Below are 18030 nucleotides of genomic sequence, written 5' to 3'. Positions count from 1 at the left end.
CTCAGGCTCTCGAATCGGCGATCATCAGCCCGGCCGTCGCCTTGGCGGACCCGACGACACCCGGCACGCCGGCGCCCGGATGGGTGCCGGCGCCGACGAAATAGAGATTGGGGATGTCGGCATCGCGATTGTGCGGCCGGAACCAGGCGCTCTGGGTCAGCACCGGATCGAGCGAGAAGGCCGAGCCGACATGGGCGTTCAGCTCGTCGCGGAAATCGAATGGCGTGAAGATGCGGCTGGTCACGAGGTCGGCCCTGAGATCGGGAATGTAGCGTTCTTCGAGATAGTCGAGGATGCGGTCCCGATATTTCGGCCCCTCGATCTCCCAGTCGATGTCGGTATTGCCGAGATGCGGAACCGGGGCGAGGACATAATAGCTGCCCGCGCCCTCCGGGGCCAGCGAGGGATCGGTGGCGCATGGGCTGTGCAGATAGAGCGAGAAATCGCCCGGCAGTTCCCCGCCCTTGAAGATCTCGTCGATCAGCGGCCGATAGCGCGGCCCGAAGCAGACCGTGTGGTGCTGCAGCTCCGGCCGGTGACGCTTGAGGCCGAAATAGATCACGAAGAGCGACATGGAGAAGCGCCGCGCCTTGAGGCGCTTGGCCTCCTTCTCGCCGCGCCGGGTGCCCGCCATCAGCGTGCCGTAGGTATGGACCACGTCGGCATTGGAGGCGATGCGGTCGGCCTCGAAGCGGCGACCGTCCTTCAGCACCACGGCCTTCGCCCTGTCGCCCTCCACCTCGATCTGCGCCGCTTCGGCCGACAGTTCGACCCGGCCGCCCATATCCTCGAACAGCCTGACGAGGCCGCGGACCAGCGCGCCGGTGCCGCCGCGCGGAAACCAGACGCCCCATTCGCGCTCCAGCGCATGGATCAGCGCGTAGATCGAGGAGGTGGCGAAGGGATTGCCGCCGACCAGCAGCGAGTGGAAGGAGAAGGCCTGCCGAAGCTGCTCGTCCTCGATATATTGCGCCACCTTGGAATAGACGCTGCGCCACGCCTGCAGCTTCGCCAGCTGCGGTCCGGCCTTGACCATGTCGCGGAAATTGAGGAACGGCACCGTGCCGAGCTTCTCGTAGCCCTCGCGGAACACCTCCCGCGAATAGGCCAGGAACTTGCGATAGCCCTCGATGTCCGCCGGGTTCTTCGCATGGATCTGGCGATCCAGCTCGTCTTGGTCGTTGGCATAGTCGAAGCTGTAGCCGTCTTCCCAGCACAGGCGGTAGAAGGGCTTCACCGGCAGGAGCTCGACATAGTCCGCCATCTTCCGGCCGGCGGCCGTGAACAGCTCTTCCAGCGCCGAGGGATCGGTGATCACCGTCGGGCCGGCATCGAAGACGAAGCCCTGATCCTCGTAGACATAGGCGCGGCCGCCCGGCTTGTCGCGCTTCTCCAGAAGCGTCGTCTGGATGCCGGACGCCTGCAGGCGAATGGCCAGCGCCAGCCCGCCGAAGCCGGAGCCGATGACGATGGCCGTGCGCTCGCCCGCTCCCGCGCCGTTCATCGTTGCGCTCATGCCAGTTCCCCTGTGAGGCGGTGCCGTGCCAGCACCTTCAATGCGTTGCCGACGGGCACGGGCGGCCGCCCCGTCATGATGCGGACCATGTCCAGCCGTGAGAGCCGCGCCGCGTAGAAGCGGCCGATCAGCGTGTCGGGCAGCCGGTGGAAATGCTGCAGGATCTCGTAGCGCTTCGACGGGACACCGGCGAAGAACAGGAGACGGTTGAGCAGGCGAAAGAAGCCCCGCCCCCGCCAAGCCGCCATCGAATGCGCCCGCGTCGCGGCAAAGACCGCGCCGGCCGACAGGTCGGTGAGGCCCGCGAGCCGGTCGGCGAGACGCACCGCGTCGGGCAGCGAATAGCCGGTGGTCGGATGGAACAGCGCCGCCGCAAGGCCCGTCGCCGGCACACCCTTTCTGTCGGCCCAGAAGGCCTCGATGTCGCCGTCGAGCGCGATCGGCAGGACGCCGCGTTCCTCACGCAGCACCGCTTTCGCCGTCCAGCCATGGGTCGCGAGGTAATCTGCGATGGTCGCGCGCAACCGGTCCTCCGACAATGCCGGCCCGTCGGCGTAATAGGTGTCCTCGACGAGCAGCGTCGTCGCCGTCAGCGGCAGCACGTAGACGAAGCGATAGCCGTCCTCCTGCGCCACCGTTGCGTCCATGATGATCGGCCGCGACAGGCCATGCGGCGCTGCGAGTTCGATCTCCTGACCGAGAAATTTCTGGAAGCCGAGGGTCAGATGCGGGCTCGGCGCATGGCCGCGGCCGTCGATGACGCAAGCAGCGGCGATCTCGCGCCCGTCCTCCAGGCTGAGCGTCGTCGGCGTGACCGCCCGCACTGGGGCCTGCGTCTCGATCCGGTCGCCGAGTTCTGCGTCGATCTCCGCCCGGAACTGTTCCGAGGACACGCTGCGATAGCCCGTTGCGATCCGGCGTCGGCGCTGGGGAAAGCGCACGTCATAGGCATCCCAGCGATAGCGGACGAAGGGTGCCAGCCAGTCATGTTCGGCGGCGCTGAGGTCGCCGGCATGAAACGACCATGTGTGGTTGCCGCCGACTTTCTCGCCGGCCTCGAAGACGCGGATCGACAGCTCCGGGCGCGCCCGCGCCAGCCGGTATGCCGCAAGGCCATTGGCCAGGCCGCCGCCCACGAACGCCACGTCGATCGGTCTGTCGTGGCGCTCGACGCCGTTCATGCGTTGCCTTCCTACCCGGTGACGGCAGATCTGCCGGCCACCGCATCCTCGATGATGTCCGCCGCGCGCCGCGTGCCGCCGGACATGCGGATGTCCCGGCCGATCCGCTGCGCCGCGTTGCGGAACCTAGGCTCCGCCAGCAGCCGCTCAAGCGAATTGCGCAGTTTCGCGCGGGACAGAAGGACGCGGGGCAGCCGCTCGCCGACGCCGTGATGGACGATCCGCGCGCCGATCCCCGGCTGGTCGAAAGCGATCGGCAGGGCCAGCATCGGCACGCCGGCTTCCAGCGAATCCAGCACCGTGTTCATGCCGGCATGGGTCACGCAGACCGCAGCGCACGACAGCATCGCCCGCTGCGGCACGAAATCGGTGACGATATCGGCATCGATGCGCGCCGCGGACCGCGCATCCAGCCGGCCGCAATGGGCGACGACGCATTGCGCGCCCAGATCGCGGCAGGCGCCGGCCACGGCGCGAAAGATGCCGGCGCGGTGGCCCTGCAACGTGCCGAGCGAGGCGAAGACGAGCTGCCGTTCCGGGTCGAGCCGCGCCTGAAGCTCGGCCGGCAGGTCCGGCGCGCCTTCCGATGGCGGGCGGATCGGGCCGACGGCGTGGCGGTGGGCGTCGTCGGGACGCGGAAAGTCGAAGCTTGGTACGAGCTGCGAAATCTGCGCCAGCGAGGACAGGCAATCGGCATGCCCGGCGTGGGGTCCAAGACCAAACCGCTCCGCCCAGCCAGCGATCATTCGGCGCTGCGCGGTCATCAGGAGGTCGGCGACGCGTTCGCCGCCGCGATTGCGCTTCAGGCCCTTTTCGCTCGGATCATAGGGCCATGGCAGGAAGGGCAGCGGCACGGCGGGATCGGCATGCACCGGCAGGGCGGCGGCGACCGAAACGAAGGGCAGGCCGAGATGCCGGGCGAGAAGCCCGGCCGCCGGCTCCATCTGGTCGCCGAGGATGGCCGTCGCGCCGATCCGGCGCAGGATGTCCGGGGCAAAGCGGCAGAGCTGGTCGGTCAGGCCGGCCGCGTCGGAGACCGTACGCAGGATGCCGAGCGGCCCGCTCGGCCGCGCCGCCCGGGCGATGATCCGCTCCAGGCGATCCGGGCCGCCCGCCCCGGCCTCGTGGATCGCGATGCCCTCCGGCGCCTTAGCCGCGAGCAGCTCGCCCGCCCCGCCATTGACGACGAAGCTCGCCCGGTGTCCGCGCCGGACCAGTTCCGCGCCGAGCACCGCGAAGACCTGCAGATGGCTGTAGTAGGGCGGACAGATCAGCGCGAAATGAGCCATGGCGGCGAATTGCGTCCGGTTCAGCGTGAATGGCGAAAGACATGCGGCGACGCGTTGCAGCCCGGCCGAGCACCGGCACCCGCAGGATCGGCTGCCCCGTCTGCTACCACGTTTCTGTCCCGAGCCATCCCTGCGACGTCCGGTCCCAGCGTGATGATTGCAGGACCGCGGCTCGGCGTATCAAGGCGAGCGCGGCCGTCCCGGTGTCAGCCGCGCGCCAGCCGCGCCGCCCGGCGGGCCCGCGCCTCGTCGGCCGCATCCAGCTTGACCTGCGGCAGCTTGGTCCGCCAGTCGGTGCCGGTGATGCCGACGACGCGGTTGCCGCGGAAATCGGCTTCGGCGGTGATCAGCCCGCGCTCGGCCATGAAGGACAACAGGAACCGGCCGCGCGACGGCGAATGGCTGCCATAGGCGCGGGCCAGCGCCGCATCCTCGGGGCATTCCGCCTCGTCGCGGGCGGCGCGCGCCAGCATCATGAAGACGCCCTGCATCTCCTCCGGCAGATCGGCGGCCCGGTCGACGACCCCCTGCCATTCCTCGTCGTCGGTCTCGCAGGACACGCCCGCCCGTGCCAGCGACAGGCGCCGGCGGAAGGCCGCCATATCGGTCTCGGCACCGCGCAGACGCTTCAGCCGGCAATGGGTGAGGAAGTCCTGGTAGAGCACCGGCACCGGCCGGAAGGCCGCGTCCGGGTCCTGCAGCATCTCGGCGAAGATCGCATCGACGGCGGCGGCGCGCTCTTCCGGCGAGCGGGGATCGTCGTCGATCGGCTCGTGCCGCTCCGAGACGGACGGGGCAGCGGCCACCCGCTCCAGAAGCTCGCGTGTGGCGATCGCCGCGGCGGCGCCCTCGATGCGCGGCGCGGCGTTGGATTGCGGGCGCTCGATGGCGCGCCGTTCGGCCGCCTTGTCCTCTTCCGTGGCAGTGAAGATCAGGTCTTCCATCGCCTCGCGCGGCGTCTCCGGCAGCGGCATCAGCGACGGCCGCCCGCTGCGCCCCGCCGTCTCGACGGGACCGATGCGGATCGGCATGGGCCGCCGCGACAATGCCGGTCCGAGCGCCACGAAATTGCCGGTCTCCAGATCGCGGAAACGTTCGGCGGCGCGCCGGTCCATGCCCAGCAGGTCGGCGGCGCGCTGCATGTCGATGTCGAGGAAGGTCCGGCCCATCAGGAAGTTCGACGCCTCAGCAGCGACGTTCTTGGCGAGCTTGGCCAGGCGCTGGGTGGCGATGACCCCGGCCAGGCCGCGCTTGCGACCGCGGCACATCAGGTTGGTCATCGCGCCGAGCGAGGCGCGACGGGCTTCTTCCGAATGCTCGCCGGACATGGCCGGCGCGAAGAGATGCGCCTCGTCGACGGCGATCAGCATCGGGAACCAGTGCGCCCGGTCGGCATCGAACAGGCCGTTCAGGAAGGCCGCCGAGCACATCATCTGCACCTCGGCGTCGAGCCCTTCCAGATCGAGCACCACCGAGGCGCGATGCTCGCGGATGCGCCGCGCGATGCGGGTCAGCTCGGCCGGCGTGCGATTGGCGTCGACGACCACATGGCCGTAGCGCTCGGCCAGCGACACGAAGTCGCCTTCCGGATCGATCACCGCCTGCTGCACCCAGTCCGCGCTGCGCTCCAGAAGGCGGCGCAGCAGATGCGACTTGCCCGAGCCCGAATTGCCCTGGACGAGCAGACGCGTCGACAGCAGCTCCTCCAGATCGAGCTCCGCCGGTTCGCCGGTTTGGGTCGTGCCGAGATCGACGGCAACGGTCATTGCAGGCCTTTCGGTGCTGGCGATGTCGTGAACGACCGCCTGCCTTGGCGGCGCGGTCCGGTCGTCGAGGGGACGTGGCCGGAACCTATCACGCCCGCCCCGGCGAGAGTCGAGACGGCGAGGACCTGTCCACAGGAAGGCGCGACTGTCGGACGGCGTCCCGCGCCGAAGCAGGCTTCAACGAAGCCGTGGCAGGCTCAGAGCCATGTGTCGTAGTCGGAGACCAGCAGCAGCATCGGGTCCTCGTCCTCCTCGATCTCGGAAAACCGGCCGAGCGGCTCGCGGAAGACATTGTCGGTCAGATCGTCGTTGACGGTGGAGACCTCGCCGATCAGGACGTCGCCGCCCTCGCCCCAGAAGGCGTGCCAGTTGCCGGGCAGCAGCGTCACGCTTTCGCCGGGCTCCAGCATCAGGACGCCGCCGGCCGGCAGCCGCCGAGTGATCCCGTCGGTGACGACGGTGACCTCGGCGCTCTCGTCGACGGAGCCGTCGGGCGCGCTTTCATGCATTTGGATCGCCAGCTTGGCGCCGCCGCGATTGATGATGTCCTCGGCTTTGACGATGTGCCGGTGCATCGGCGAATACTGGTCGTGGCGGGAGATCATGATCTTCTCGGCATAGAGCATGCCGCCGCCGGCCTTCAGATCCGCCGCGTCGCCGTTGCGCGTGGTGAACAGGAACAGCCCCATCCGGTCGAAATCGCCCTTGCCGTAATCGGTCACGTCCCAGCCGAGCCGGCGCTCCACGATGGTCGACAGATCGGCCCGCCGCGCCTTCATCTCGTTCGGGGAGAGATAGGCGAAGGGCGGCATGACGTAGCCGAAGGAACGGATGTAGGAATCCGCTTCCCTGAGGATTTCGTTGACGCGGGAACGCTTCATGCCGGCCTCCCTTCGGAGCTCGCCGCCGGATCGACGAGGATGATCCGGCAGTCGTTGACATTGGTGTGGGTCGGGCCCGGCACGAACAGGCCGTCGATGGCCTCGAAGAAGCCGGTCGAATCGTTCGCCGCCAGTGCCGCCTCGGCGTCGAGCCCGGCGGCCGCCGCCTTGGCGAGCGTGTCCGGCAGGACGAAGGCGCCGGCCGGATCGCTGGCAAGGCCGGTCCCGCCATCGGTGCCGTCCGTGTCGCCGGAGAGCGCCGCGATGCCGGGATGGGCGCCAAGCGCCAGCGCCAGGGCCAGGGCATATTCCTGGTTCGGCCCGCCGCGGCCCTCGCCGCGGATCGTCACCGTCAGTTCGCCGCCCGACAGGATCGCGACCCGGTCGCCGGCCTCAACGGCCTCCAGCGCGATGCGGGCATGTTCGGCCGCCACGTCCCGCGCCTCGCCCTCCACGTCGGCGCCGAAGCTGACCACCCTGTAGCCGAGCCGCTCGGCGGTCTTCGCGGCGGCGTCGAGCGAGGCCGCAGGGGTCGCCACGATCTTGTATTCGGCCTGCTCGAAGACCGGATTGCCCGGCTTCGGCGTCTCGTTGGCCGGATCGTCCAGCGCGGCCTTGCAGGAGGCCGGCAGGTCGATGCCGCGCTTTTCGATGATTGCCCGCGCATCAGCGAGCGTCGTTGCGTCCGGCACGGTGGGTCCGGAGGCGATGACGCTCGGATCGTCGCCGGGCACGTCGGAGATCGCCAGGGTGATCAGCCGCGCGTCGCCGCAGGCATGGGCGAGGCGCCCGCCCTTGATCTGCGACAGATGCTTGCGCACGCAGTTGATCTCGCCGATGCCGGCGCCGCTGCGCAGCATCGCCTTCGTCACGGCCTGCTTGTCGGCAAGCGAGATACCCTCGGCCGGCAGCAGCCAGTTGGCCGAGCCGCCGCCGGAGATCAGTGCCAGCACGAGGTCGTCCGGCCCGGCCGCTTCGGCCAGCGCGACGACCTTCGCCGTCGCCTCCAGCCCATGCGCGTTGGGCAGCGGATGCCCGGCTTCGACCACCGGGATCGGCCCGGCGTCGAGCGCATAGCCGTCGCGGGTGACCGCGATGCCGGTGAGCCGGTCGGCCGGCACGCCGTGCGTCTGCGTGTAATGGGCGACCGCGGCGGCGGCCATCGAGGCCGCGGCCTTGCCGGCGGCGAGGATGACGATGCGCCCCGGCGGCGGCGGCGGCAGATGCGCGGCGAGAATGCTCGCCGGATGGGCCGCCGCAACGGCCGCCTCGAAGATCGTCGTCAGGTCCCCCGACCATCCCGTCGTGTTCATGCAAATCCCTCCCCGCATCGTCCCGGGGCATCCATACCAGAAGAACGGCACGGGGAAACCGCACAAGTGGGGATCGAGATCGGGTCACGGCGCGCGGAAAAAGCCGCACGGCCTCGCGCCCATACGCTGGCAAAATGGTCGCAGAGGCCTACTCTGACCTTGTCGCAGCGTCCATCTTGGGTGCATCCACGCGCCAGATAAATGTTGAAGGCAAAACCATGTTCGAAGGTTTCGACCCGGTCACCCTCGCCCGCTTCCAGTTCGCCTTCACCATCTCGTTCCACATCATATTTCCGGCCTTCACCATCGGCCTCGCCTCGTTCCTCGCGGTTCTCGAGGGCCTGTGGCTGGCGACCGGGCGGTCGGTCTACATCGACACCTTCAACTACTGGATCAAGATCTTCGCCCTGAGCTTCGGCATGGGTGTCGTCTCCGGCATCGTGATGAGCTACCAGTTCGGCACCAACTGGTCCGTCTTCTCCGACAAGACCGGGCCGATCCTCGGCCCCATGATGGGCTACGAGGTGCTGTCCGCCTTCTTCCTGGAAGCCGGCTTCCTCGGCATCATGCTGTTCGGCCGCAAGCGCGTCGGCGACAAGCTGCACTTCGCCGCCACGGTCGTCGTCGCCCTCGGCACGCTGTTCTCGGCCTTCTGGATCCTCTCGGTGAACTCCTGGATGCAGACGCCGGCCGGCTTCAGCTACAATGCCGCCGGCCAGTTCGTGCCGGAGGACTGGTGGGCGATCGTCTTCAACCCGTCCTTCCCCTACCGGCTGGTGCACATGGTGCTGGCCGCCTATCTCACCACGGCCTTCATCGTCGGCGCGGTCGGGGCGTTCCATCTGCTGCGCGACCGCAGCAACCAGATGGCCCGCACGATGTTCTCGATGGCGCTGTGGATGGCGACCATCGTCGCGCCGATCCAGATCGTTGCCGGCGACCTGCACGGCACCAACACGCTGGAGCACCAGCCCGCCAAGATCGCCGCGATCGAGGGGCATTTCGAGACGAATTCCGACGGTGCGATGCCGCTCACCCTGTTCGGCATCCCGAACATGGAGGAAGGCCGGACCGACTATGCCGTCAACGTGCCCTATCTCGGCTCGCTGATCCTCACCCATTCGCTCGACGGCGAGGTGCAGGGCCTCGACGCCTTCCCGCGCGAGGACTGGCCGAACTCGACGGTGATCTTCTGGACCTTCCGGGTGATGGTCGGCATCGGCTTCGCCATGCTCGGCATCGGCCTGTGGTCGCTGTTCAAGCGCTTCCGCGGCTCGCTCTACGATTCGCCCTGGCTTCAGCGCGCCATGATCGCCATGGGGCCGATGGGCTTCGTCGCGGTGATCTGCGGCTGGGTCACCACCGAGATGGGGCGCCAGCCCTTCACGGTCTTCGGCCTGCTGCGCACCGCCGAGAGCCATTCGCCGATCGCCGCCGAAGCGGTAGGCACCTCGCTGGTGGCGTTCATCGTGGTGTATTTCGTGCTGTTCGGCGCCGGCACATTCTACATCATGCGCCTGATGTCGAAGCTGCCCAGCCCGGCAGAGGACGACACGCCGGATCACCATCCGACGCGCTCGGCCGGCATCACGCCCGCCTTCTCGCTGGAAGGCCGCAACAAACCCGAACCGGCGGAATAGGAGGCCGACGCAGATGGATCTCGCTGTACTCTGGGCCTTCATCATCGCCTTTGCGGTCATTGCCTATGTCATTCTGGACGGCTTCGACCTGGGCACCGGCATCCTGTTCCCGCTGCTCGGCCGGCACGAGAACCGCGACACCGCCATGAACACGGTGGCGCCGATCTGGGACGGCAACGAAACCTGGCTGGTGCTGGGCGGCGGCGGCCTGTTCGCGGTCTTCCCGCTGGCCTACGCGATCATCATGCCGGCCATCTACGCGCCGGTCATCGCCATGCTCCTGGCGCTCATCTTCCGCGGGGTGGCCTTCGAGTTCCGCTTCAAGACGGTGCGCGGTCGCTGGATGTGGGACGTGTCGTTCTTCGTCGGCTCGATCGTCGCCGCCTTCAGCCAGGGCGTTGCCCTCGGCACGCTGGTCCAGGGCATCGACATCGACGGCCGCGCCTATGCCGGCGGCTGGTTCGACTGGCTGACGCCCTTCTCGTTGATGACCGGCGTTGCCGTCGTGGTCGGCTACGCGCTGCTGGGCGCCACCTGGCTGGTCATGAAGACCGAGGGCGAACTGCACGACATCGCCCGCCGCTACGCGTGGATCTCGGCGGTCGGCACCATGGTCCTGATCGGCGTGGTCAGCCTGTGGATGCCGTTCATGGAAGACCAGTTCTATCTGCGCTGGTTCACCTTCCCGCAGATCTTCTACGTGGCGCCGGTGCCGATCCTTGTCGCGCTGGCCACCTTCAGCCTGTTCCAGTCGCTGGCGACCGGCAAGGAGATCCGGCCGTTCCTGTCGGCGCTGGCGATCTTCGTCCTGTCCTTTGCCGGGCTCGGGATCACCTTCTATCCCGACATCATCCCGCCCCATGTCACCATCTGGGAGGCGGCCGCACCGGAATCCTCGCTGATGTTCCTCCTTGTCGGGGCGACGGTGCTGATCCCGCTGATCCTCGCCTATACCGGCTATTCCTACTGGGTCTTCCGCGGCAAAGTCCGCGAGGGCGAAGGATACCACCATTGACGGCGCGGCACGGCGACCGCCCGGAGACCGGGGACGCGGCGCCGGGTAGCCTGAAAAGCCGGCTCGGCTGGTTCGCGCTCCTGTGGCTCGGCGGCGTCGCCGCCGTCGCCACGGTCGGCTACGGCATCCGTCTCGTCCTGATCGGCTAGAGCGCCAGTTCCGGCACCGTCTCGCGCACCAGCGCCATGTCCGCGTGGAAGGCTTCGCGCTCTCGCTCCTGCGTGGCCTTGTCGGGCAGCCTCAGGATGTAGGACGGATGCACGGTGACCAGCGCCCGGGTCCCCTCGTCGAGGTCGATCAGCTTCGACCGCGTGTCGCGGATCGTCACGGTCTTGCCGAGGACGGCGGAGGCCGCCGTCGCGCCCAGCGCGACGATCAGCTTCGGCCGGATCAGGTCGCGTTCGAGGTCCAGCCACCAGCGGCAGGCCCGCACCTCGCCGCCATTCGGCTTGGCGTGGATGCGCCGCTTGCCGCGCGGCGCGAACTTGAAGTGCTTCACGGCATTGGTCACATAGGCGCGGCTGCGGTCGATCCCGGCCTCGCTCAGCGCCGCGTCGAACACCTTTCCCGCCGGCCCGACGAAGGGCTCGCCGGCAATGTCCTCCTGGTCGCCCGGCTGCTCGCCGACGAAGATGACCGGTGCATCCTCCGGCCCTCGCCCGAATACCGTCTGCGTCGCCGGCTCCCACAGCGGGCAGGCGCGGCAGTGGCTGGCCGCCTCCCGCGCCGCGGCGATCGATGTCGGGCGCTCGCCCGCAGGCTGCGCCGCCAGCTCGGGTTGTCGTGCCATGTCGCGCTCCTTCTGGCGTTCGTGCCGCAGGCTGGGCAAGGTCGGCGCGGTCTCGATCATTCGCCGCGACGCGGCCTCGGCCCTGGCGATCAGCGGCTTGATCAGCGCCGTCTCGGGCATGTTCGCCCAGTATTTCTTCGGCATCTCGGCGCGCATGGCGTTCACCTTGAGCCGCGCCGGGTTGAAGATCGACGCGTAATAGGTGAGCCACAGCGCCTCCATGTCGTCGCCCTCCGGCCGCATGTCCTTCGTCGCGCCGGGCAGGAAGGTCAGCTCGCTGCCGTCCCAATGGGCGCTGCGCTCCGGCGTCAGGATGGTCCAGACCATCCCGGCGAAGCGCCGGGCGAAGAACGGCGCGGTGTGTTCGACGATGTGGTGGAACGGCTCGAACCAGGCGACGTAGTGGCGGCGGCCTTCGTCGTCCTCGATCTCGCGAAAGCGCACGAAGGCCTTCATCTTGTGGCTGTCGCGGCGGACCGCCTTTTCCATCTCGGCGGCGCGCAGGATGTCCGGGTCCGACGCGATCTCCAGGAGCTTCTTTTCGCGTTGCAGGCGCCACAGCAGGCGATAGGCGAAGACGAAGCGGTCGGCATCGGCATGGCAGACCAGCTTGGCCGCCAGTTCGGGAAACGCCTTCGGCGCGGTCGGCTGCGGCGCGCCGGCGGGCGCCGGGGGCAGCGGCTCGGCGAAGAGGCCCGCGGTTTCGTCACCGACCGTGAAGCTCATCTCATCCGGCGGCACGCCGAGCGCCAGCGCCGTGCGCGCCGCCTGGCGCCACGCGTCGAAATCGGCGGAGAAGGAAAGACACGCAACATACATGGGATCGGGCTCGCCTGCGGGACGAAATGAAACCTGCATGACGGTGCCGCGGTTCCCGCCGATGCCCCGCGGCCCGGTCGGCGGCTTGTGTAAGGCGCGACGCTCAGAACAGTTCGAGCTGGGCCGTCCGCTGCACCTTCGGCACGAAGCGTTCGCGCAAACCGGCGCTGTCCGTCGCCGCGCCCGGCGACCAGTCGAGCGCCTCGATGAACGGCCGAACCTTGTCCACCGACTGGCAGAGCCGCGCCACGTCGTCGAGGCGCAGGCTGCGATGCCGCCGCGTCGACAGGATGCGGTTCACCGCCCGCGTGCCGAGACCCGGCACCCGCAAGAGCATCTCGCGGTCGGCACGGTTGACGTTGACGGGAAACCGCTCGCGATGCTTCAGCGCCCAGGCGAGCTTCGGGTCGATCGCCAGATCCAGCATGCCCCCGTCGCCGCCCGCGACGATTTCGCCGCGGTCGAAGCCGTAGAAGCGCATCAGCCAGTCGGCCTGGTAAAGCCGGTGCTCGCGCATCAGCGGCGGCTTGGAGAGCGGCAGCCGGCTCGAGGCGTCGGGGATCGGCGAGAAGGCCGAGTAATAGACGCGCTTCAGATGATAATTGCCGTAGAGATTTTCCGACCGGCCAAGGATCGCGTCGTCGTCCGATCCGTCGGCGCCGATGATCATCTGGGTCGACTGGCCGCCGGGCGAAAAGCGCTTCGGCTTGGCACGGTCCCGCTTCTCGCCCTTGTGCTCCTCGATCTTGGCGCGCAGATGCCCCATCGACCTGCGGATATCGCGCGGGTTCTTTTCCGGCGCGAAGGCTTCCAGTGTCACGTCGGTCGGCAGCTCGATGTTGATCGACAGGCGGTCGGCGAACAGCCCCGCCTCCTCGATCAGCGCCGGTGCGGCGTCGGGGATCGTCTTCAGGTGGATGTAGCCGCGGAAATTCTCCTCCAGCCGCAGCTTGCGGGCGATCCGGACCATCTCCTCCATCGTGTAGTCGGAGCTGCGGATGATGCCGGAGGAGAGAAACAGCCCCTCGATGTAGTTGCGCCGGTAGAAGGACATCGTCAGGTCGACGACCTCCTGCACCGAAAAACGCGCCCGCGGCACGTTCGACGACGAGCGATTGACGCAATAGACGCAGTCATAGACGCAGAAATTCGTCATCAGGATCTTGAGCAGCGAGATGCAGCGCCCGTCCGGAGCGTAGGCATGGCAGATGCCCGAGCCTTCGGTCGAGCCGATGCCGCCGGACTTCGACGAGTCGCGGCGGGTCGAGCCGCTGGACGCGCAGGAGGCGTCGTATTTGGCGGCGTCCGAGAGGATCGCCAGCTTGTCGATGAGTGTGGTCTTGGCCATCCCGCCTGTATAGGGTTCTCGGAATGTTCCTGCGAGCGGTCGCGGCCGGATTGCCCTGCTACAGGCTGTCGCAGGTGGTCACTCCGGAGCCGCTCCAAGCGCTTCGGGCTGCGCTAGATGCGAGGCGCCATCCTGTACGAGCCCACAAACGAAAACGGCCGGGCTGAAGCCCGGCCGTCGCATCATGGAAGGGTTGCCGAAGCCTAGTGCGACTGCGCCTTGGCGACCGCGCGCTTGGTGACGACCTTGACGAGGTTGGCCCGGTAATCCGACGAGCCGTGCAGATCGGCCAGCATGTCGCTCGGATCGACCGACAGCCCCTCAATGGCGGAGCCGTCGAAATTCGCCGACAGCGCCTGCTCGGCGGCTTCCCAGCGGAACGTGCCGTTCGAGCCCGCGCCGGTGACGCCGACCTTCACGCCATCGCCACGCTTGGCGACGAATACGCCGCACATGGCGTAGCGCGAGGCCGGGTTGCGAAACTTCTCGTAGCCGCACTGGTCCGGCGCCTCGAAGGACACCGCGGTGACGATCTCGTCCTCTTCCAGCGCGGTCTCGAACAGGCTGACGAAGAATTCGTCCGCCGGCATTTCGCGCTTGGAGGTGTGGATCGTCGCGCCCATCGCCTTCAGGGCGGCCGGATAATCGGCGGCCGGATCGTAATTGGCGACCGAGCCGCCGATCGTGCCCATGTGGCGCACGGCAATGTCGCCGATCAGCCCGGCCAGCGAGGCAAAGCCCGGACAGGTCGACTTGATGCCCTCATGGGCAGCGATCTCGGCATGGGTCGTGCCACCGCCGATGCGGATCGAGCGGCCCTCGACGCTGATGCCCTTGAGCTCGGCGACGTGGCGCAGATCGACCAGCGCCGTCGGGGCGGCGAGGCGTTGCTTCATGGTCGGGATCAACGTCATCCCGCCGGAGAGGAACTTGCCCTCCCCGCCGCTGTCGCCGACCAGCCGGACGGCCTCGTCGAGGGTCGAGGGGCGATGATAGGTGGTCTCGTACATCTCAGGTCTCCCTTGGCGCCGGGTCGCGCCTGTCCTGTCCAGGCGCGGGCCGCGCGGCGCGGCTGTCTCGATGGGACCAGGGGTCCCGGAAGGCTGCCGGCGGCCAGTCTGCGGCCGCCGGACGATCAGGCCGCCGTCAGGTGACGGCGTGGAGCGCCCGCCACACCTTCTGCGGCGTCGCCGGCATGGTCAGGTCGTTGTTGCCGATGGCATCGGTGATGGCGTTGATGACGGCCGGCGGCGAACCGATCGCGCCGGCCTCGCCGCAGCCCTTCATGCCGAGCGGATTGCCGGGGCACAGCGTCTCGTTGGTCGACACGTCGAACATCGGCAGATCCCAGGCCCGCGGCATGGCATAGTCCATGTAGGACGCCGTCACGAGCTGGCCGGTCTCGTCGTAATGGGCGCCTTCCAGCAAAGCCTGGCCGATGCCCTGGGCGAGACCGCCATGCACCTGTCCCTCGACGATCATCGGATTGATAACCCGGCCGAAATCGTCGGCCGCGACGAACTGCACGATCTCGGTGGTGCCGGTCTCCGGATCCACCTCGACCTCGCAGATGTAGCAGCCGGCCGGGAAGGTGAAGTTGGTCGGATCGTAGAACGCGCCCTCCTTCAGGCCCGGCTCCATGCCGTCCGGCAGATTGTGGCCGGTATAGGCGCCGAGACAGACCTCGTGCCAGCCCAGCGACTTGTCGGTGCCCGCGACCTTCACCTCGCCATTCTCGATGACGATGTCGCCCTCGTCGGCTTCCAGGAGATGCGCGGCGATCTTCTTGGCCTTGGCCTCGACCTTGTCGAGCGCCTTGTGGATCGCCGACATGCCGACCGCGCCGGAGCGCGAGCCATAGGTGCCCATGCCGAACTGCACCTTGTCGGTGTCGCCATGGATCACCTGGACGTTGTCGACCGGCAGGCCGAAACGCTCGGCGACGAGCTGGGCGAAGGTCGTCTCGTGGCCCTGGCCGTGGCTGTGCGAGCCGGTGAGAATCTCGATCGTGCCGACCGGATTGACCCGGACCTCGGCCGATTCCCACAGGCCGACGCCGGCGCCGAGCGAGCCCACCGCCTTCGACGGCGCAATGCCGCAGGCCTCGATGTAGCAGCTCATGCCGAGGCCGCGCAGCTTGCCGCGGGACTGGGCCTCGGCCCGGCGGGCCTCGAAGCCGGCGACGTCCGCCGCCTGCATGCCGGCATCCAGCGTCGCGTCGAAATCGCCGGCGTCATACGCCATGATGACCGGCGTCTGGTGCGGGAAGGAGCGGATGAAGTTCTTGCGGCGCAGTTCCGCCGGCGAAACACCGAGCTCGCGCGCTGCCGTCTCCATAGTCCGCTCGATGACGTAGGTCGCCTCGGGCCGGCCGGCGCCCCGATAGGCGTCCACCGGCACGGTGTTGGTGTAGACGGCCCTGACATTGGCGTGGATCGCCGGGATGTCGTACTGGCCCGACAGCAGCGTCGCGTAGAGATAGGTCGGGGTCGCCGACGAGAACAGCGACATGTAGGCGCCCAGATTGGCCACCGTGTCGACCTTGAGGCCGAGGATCTTGTTGTCGGCGTCCAGCGCCATCTCGACTTCGGTCACGTGGTCGCGGCCGTGGGCGTCGGTCAGGAACGCCTCGGTGCGATCGGACGTCCACTTCACCGGCACGCCTGTGCGCTTGGATGCCCACAGGCAGACGATCTCTTCGGGATAAATGTAGATCTTGGAGCCGAAGCCGCCGCCCACATCCGGCGCGATCACCCGCAGCTTGTGCTCCGGCGCGACATTGTAGAAGGCGCTCATCACCAGCCGGGCGACATGCGGATTCTGCGAGGTGGTCCAGCAGGTGTAGTGGTCGTCGGCGGCGTCGTAATGGCCGAGTGCCGCGCGCGGCTCCATCGGGTTCGGCACCAGCCGGTTGTTGACGATGTGCAGCCTGGTGACGTGGGCGGCATTGGTGAAGGCCGCGTCGGTCGCGCCCTTGTCGCCCAGCTCCCAGTCGAAGATCAGGTTGTTCTCGGCTTCCGGATGGAGTTGCGGCGCGCCATCCTTCAGCGCCTCGACGGCGCTGACCACGGCCGGCAGCTCGTCATAGTCGACCATCACCGCTTCGGCCGCGTCGCGCGCCTGCATCTGGGTTTCGGCGACCACCACCGCGACGGCCTGGCCCACATGGCGGATCTTCTCCACCGCCAGCGCCGGCCAGGCGCCCATCTTCATCGGCGTGCCGTCCTTGGAGGACACCGCCCAGCCGCAGATCAGATTGCCGATGCCGTCGCCCTGCAGCTGCTCGCCGGTCAGGATGCCGATGACGCCCGGCATTCCCTTGGCCTCGTCCATGTCGATGCCGGAGATCGTCGCATGGGCGTGGGGCGAGCGCACGAACGCCGCGTATTTCATGCCCGGCACGACCATGTCGTCGACATAGCGGCCACGTCCGGTGATGAACCGGCGATCCTCCTTGCGCAGAACCTTTGCGCCGATGCCTTCGATACCCATAGAAAACCTCCCAATTTTCGCCGGGGGCCGGGATCACCGTCGGGATCGCTGCGGCCGCCCTGATCCGTGGCGACCCGAAGGCCGCCCTGCCTCCCTATTCGGCCGCGACCTGCTGCGGCTGCGATGCGCCGGCGGCGGCCAGGATCGCCTTGACGATGTTGTGGTAGCCGGTGCAGCGACAGATGTTGCCCTCCAGGCCGTCGCGCACCGCCTTCTCGTCGAGCGCGCTGCCGTGCTGGCGGATCAGGTCGACCGCCGTCATGATCATGCCCGGGGTGCAGAAGCCGCACTGCAGGCCGTGATGCTCGCGGAAGGCCGTCTGCACCGGATGCAGCTCGGCGCCGTCGGCCAGTCCCTCGATCGTCGTCACCGAGGCGCCCGAGGCCTGGACGGCCAGCATGGTGCAGGACTTCACGGCCTTGCCGTCCACATGGACCACGCAGGCCCCGCACTGCGAGGTGTCGCAGCCGACATGGGTGCCGGTCAGGCCGAGATTTTCGCGCAGGAAGGTGACGAGCAGTGTGCGGTCTTCGACCGCGCCCTTCATCTCCCGACCGTTCACCGTGATCGTCACGTCACTCATCGATATCCTCCCCGGGGGTCTGATCGCATCGTCCCGCATCGCTGCCGGACGGGCGAATGTCTGCGAGGCGTCGACTACCCACGCCACGGCTCCGGCGCGAGCTTGCCCTTTGCCGGGGATCGCTTCAAGCGCTTTTCAGAATCGTTCCATGGTACGGCGTCGCCGGCGCGGGTCTGGTTGCAGCCGAAACCACCGGTGCGGAGAGGCCGGCGCCTGCCCTTCAAATCGTCTGCCGCCCGACCTCGCGGCCAAGCGTCGCAATGACGTTCCGACAGGTGTGACCCCGGCGGCACGGGACCGGCGGAAATCAGCTACACGTTAACGTCACCGGACGAAATATCCCCGCCAGTAGGTTGTTATTTCATCAAATCCCAGCATGCTGACCGCCAGCCCGAGG

General features: G+C 68.1%; 14 protein-coding genes. 3 read left to right on the top strand and 11 right to left on the bottom strand.

Annotation, left to right across the window (positions count from 1 at the left end; translation table 11 throughout):
* Position 1: 1 nt before the first annotated feature.
* From J3367_RS00690 to J3367_RS00665, 6 genes are all read right to left on the bottom strand, one after another.
* Entirely contained in the window at positions 2-1516 is a 1515-nt protein-coding gene (locus J3367_RS00690; protein WP_202814793.1) for a phytoene desaturase, read from the bottom strand.
* Complete coding sequence (gene crtY / locus J3367_RS00685) at positions 1513-2697, bottom strand: lycopene beta-cyclase CrtY (protein ID WP_024349220.1); 1185 nt, start codon at positions 2695-2697, stop codon at positions 1513-1515. The genes J3367_RS00690 and crtY overlap by 4 nt, the downstream gene beginning before the upstream one ends.
* Before the next feature lie 11 nt (positions 2698-2708).
* Positions 2709-3986, bottom strand: coding sequence for a glycosyltransferase (locus J3367_RS00680; protein WP_024349221.1), 1278 nt, complete (start codon positions 3984-3986; stop codon positions 2709-2711).
* A 206-nt stretch (positions 3987-4192) separates the two neighbouring features.
* Positions 4193-5752: an ATP-binding protein gene (locus J3367_RS00675; RefSeq protein WP_009208337.1), complete on the bottom strand. Its 1560-nt coding sequence runs from the start codon at positions 5750-5752 to the stop codon at positions 4193-4195.
* Between the two features lie 197 nt (positions 5753-5949).
* The gene (locus J3367_RS00670) at positions 5950-6633 is read right to left on the bottom strand and encodes a D-lyxose/D-mannose family sugar isomerase (protein WP_024349222.1); all 684 of its coding nucleotides are present in this window, start codon (positions 6631-6633) and stop codon (positions 5950-5952) included.
* On the bottom strand, positions 6630-7946 hold the full coding sequence (locus J3367_RS00665) for a glycerate kinase type-2 family protein (RefSeq protein ID WP_024349223.1): 1317 nt from the start codon (positions 7944-7946) through the stop codon (positions 6630-6632). Before J3367_RS00665 ends, J3367_RS00670 begins: the two co-directional genes overlap by 4 nt.
* 218 nt (positions 7947-8164) lie before the next feature.
* On the opposite strand from J3367_RS00665, the gene J3367_RS00660 reads away from it, so the two are divergent.
* The 3 genes from J3367_RS00660 to J3367_RS00650 are packed head-to-tail and all read left to right on the top strand — an operon-like array spanning position 8165 to position 10750.
* On the top strand, positions 8165-9586 hold the full coding sequence (locus J3367_RS00660; RefSeq protein ID WP_024349224.1) for a cytochrome ubiquinol oxidase subunit I: 1422 nt from the start codon (positions 8165-8167) through the stop codon (positions 9584-9586).
* A gap of 13 nt (positions 9587-9599) precedes the next feature.
* Positions 9600-10601 (top strand): cytochrome d ubiquinol oxidase subunit II, encoded by a 1002-nt coding sequence (gene cydB / locus J3367_RS00655; protein WP_024349225.1) that lies wholly within the window; start codon positions 9600-9602, stop codon positions 10599-10601.
* Positions 10598-10750, top strand: a complete 153-nt coding sequence (locus tag J3367_RS00650) for a DUF2474 domain-containing protein (protein ID WP_202814792.1) — start codon at positions 10598-10600, stop codon at positions 10748-10750. The genes cydB and J3367_RS00650 overlap by 4 nt, the downstream gene beginning before the upstream one ends.
* Here J3367_RS00650 and J3367_RS00645 read toward each other — a convergent pair.
* The 5 genes from J3367_RS00645 to J3367_RS00625 all read right to left on the bottom strand — a co-directional run bounded on the left by J3367_RS00645 (position 10747) and on the right by J3367_RS00625 (position 17633).
* Positions 10747-12210: a UdgX family uracil-DNA binding protein gene (locus J3367_RS00645; protein WP_024349226.1), complete on the bottom strand. Its 1464-nt coding sequence runs from the start codon at positions 12208-12210 to the stop codon at positions 10747-10749. The genes J3367_RS00650 and J3367_RS00645 overlap by 4 nt on opposite strands.
* A gap of 103 nt (positions 12211-12313) precedes the next feature.
* A complete protein-coding gene (locus J3367_RS00640; protein WP_024349227.1) occupies positions 12314-13558 on the bottom strand; it encodes a putative DNA modification/repair radical SAM protein in 1245 nt (414 codons plus the stop codon).
* Between the two features lie 203 nt (positions 13559-13761).
* Positions 13762-14568, bottom strand: a complete 807-nt coding sequence (locus tag J3367_RS00635; RefSeq protein ID WP_024349228.1) for an FAD binding domain-containing protein — start codon at positions 14566-14568, stop codon at positions 13762-13764.
* A gap of 136 nt (positions 14569-14704) precedes the next feature.
* Entirely contained in the window at positions 14705-17050 is a 2346-nt protein-coding gene (locus tag J3367_RS00630) for a xanthine dehydrogenase family protein molybdopterin-binding subunit (RefSeq protein ID WP_024349229.1), read from the bottom strand.
* A 94-nt stretch (positions 17051-17144) separates the two neighbouring features.
* Complete coding sequence (locus tag J3367_RS00625) at positions 17145-17633, bottom strand: (2Fe-2S)-binding protein (protein ID WP_024349230.1); 489 nt, start codon at positions 17631-17633, stop codon at positions 17145-17147.
* Positions 17634-18030: the final 397 nt, after the last annotated feature.

The sequence above is a fragment of the Aurantimonas sp. NFXS3 genome (assembly GCF_049132005.1).
Lineage (GTDB): Bacteria > Pseudomonadota > Alphaproteobacteria > Rhizobiales > Rhizobiaceae > Aurantimonas > Aurantimonas coralicida.
Note: the sequence above shows the minus strand (reverse complement) of the source record. Positions and strands in the feature narration are given on the sequence as shown.

Bases quoted from the DNA above. Each gene is read 5' to 3' on its own strand.
- J3367_RS00670 (WP_024349222.1), bottom strand. From the start codon at position 6,633: ATGAAGCGTTCCCGCGTCAACGAAATCCTCAGGGAAGCGGATTCCTAC.
- J3367_RS00635 (WP_024349228.1), bottom strand. From the start codon at position 14,568: ATGTACGAGACCACCTATCATCGCCCCTCGACCCTCGACGAGGCCGTC.
- J3367_RS00630 (WP_024349229.1), bottom strand. From the start codon at position 17,050: ATGGGTATCGAAGGCATCGGCGCAAAGGTTCTGCGCAAGGAGGATCGC.
- J3367_RS00680 (WP_024349221.1), bottom strand. From the start codon at position 3,986: ATGGCTCATTTCGCGCTGATCTGTCCGCCCTACTACAGCCATCTGCAG.
- crtY (WP_024349220.1), bottom strand. From the start codon at position 2,697: ATGAACGGCGTCGAGCGCCACGACAGACCGATCGACGTGGCGTTCGTG.
- J3367_RS00645 (WP_024349226.1), bottom strand. From the start codon at position 12,210: ATGTATGTTGCGTGTCTTTCCTTCTCCGCCGATTTCGACGCGTGGCGC.
- cydB (WP_024349225.1), top strand. From the start codon at position 9,600: ATGGATCTCGCTGTACTCTGGGCCTTCATCATCGCCTTTGCGGTCATT.
- J3367_RS00665 (WP_024349223.1), bottom strand. From the start codon at position 7,946: ATGAACACGACGGGATGGTCGGGGGACCTGACGACGATCTTCGAGGCG.
- J3367_RS00675 (WP_009208337.1), bottom strand. From the start codon at position 5,752: ATGACCGTTGCCGTCGATCTCGGCACGACCCAAACCGGCGAACCGGCG.
- J3367_RS00625 (WP_024349230.1), bottom strand. From the start codon at position 17,633: ATGAGTGACGTGACGATCACGGTGAACGGTCGGGAGATGAAGGGCGCG.
- J3367_RS00690 (WP_202814793.1), bottom strand. From the start codon at position 1,516: ATGAGCGCAACGATGAACGGCGCGGGAGCGGGCGAGCGCACGGCCATC.
- J3367_RS00660 (WP_024349224.1), top strand. From the start codon at position 8,165: ATGTTCGAAGGTTTCGACCCGGTCACCCTCGCCCGCTTCCAGTTCGCC.
- J3367_RS00640 (WP_024349227.1), bottom strand. From the start codon at position 13,558: ATGGCCAAGACCACACTCATCGACAAGCTGGCGATCCTCTCGGACGCC.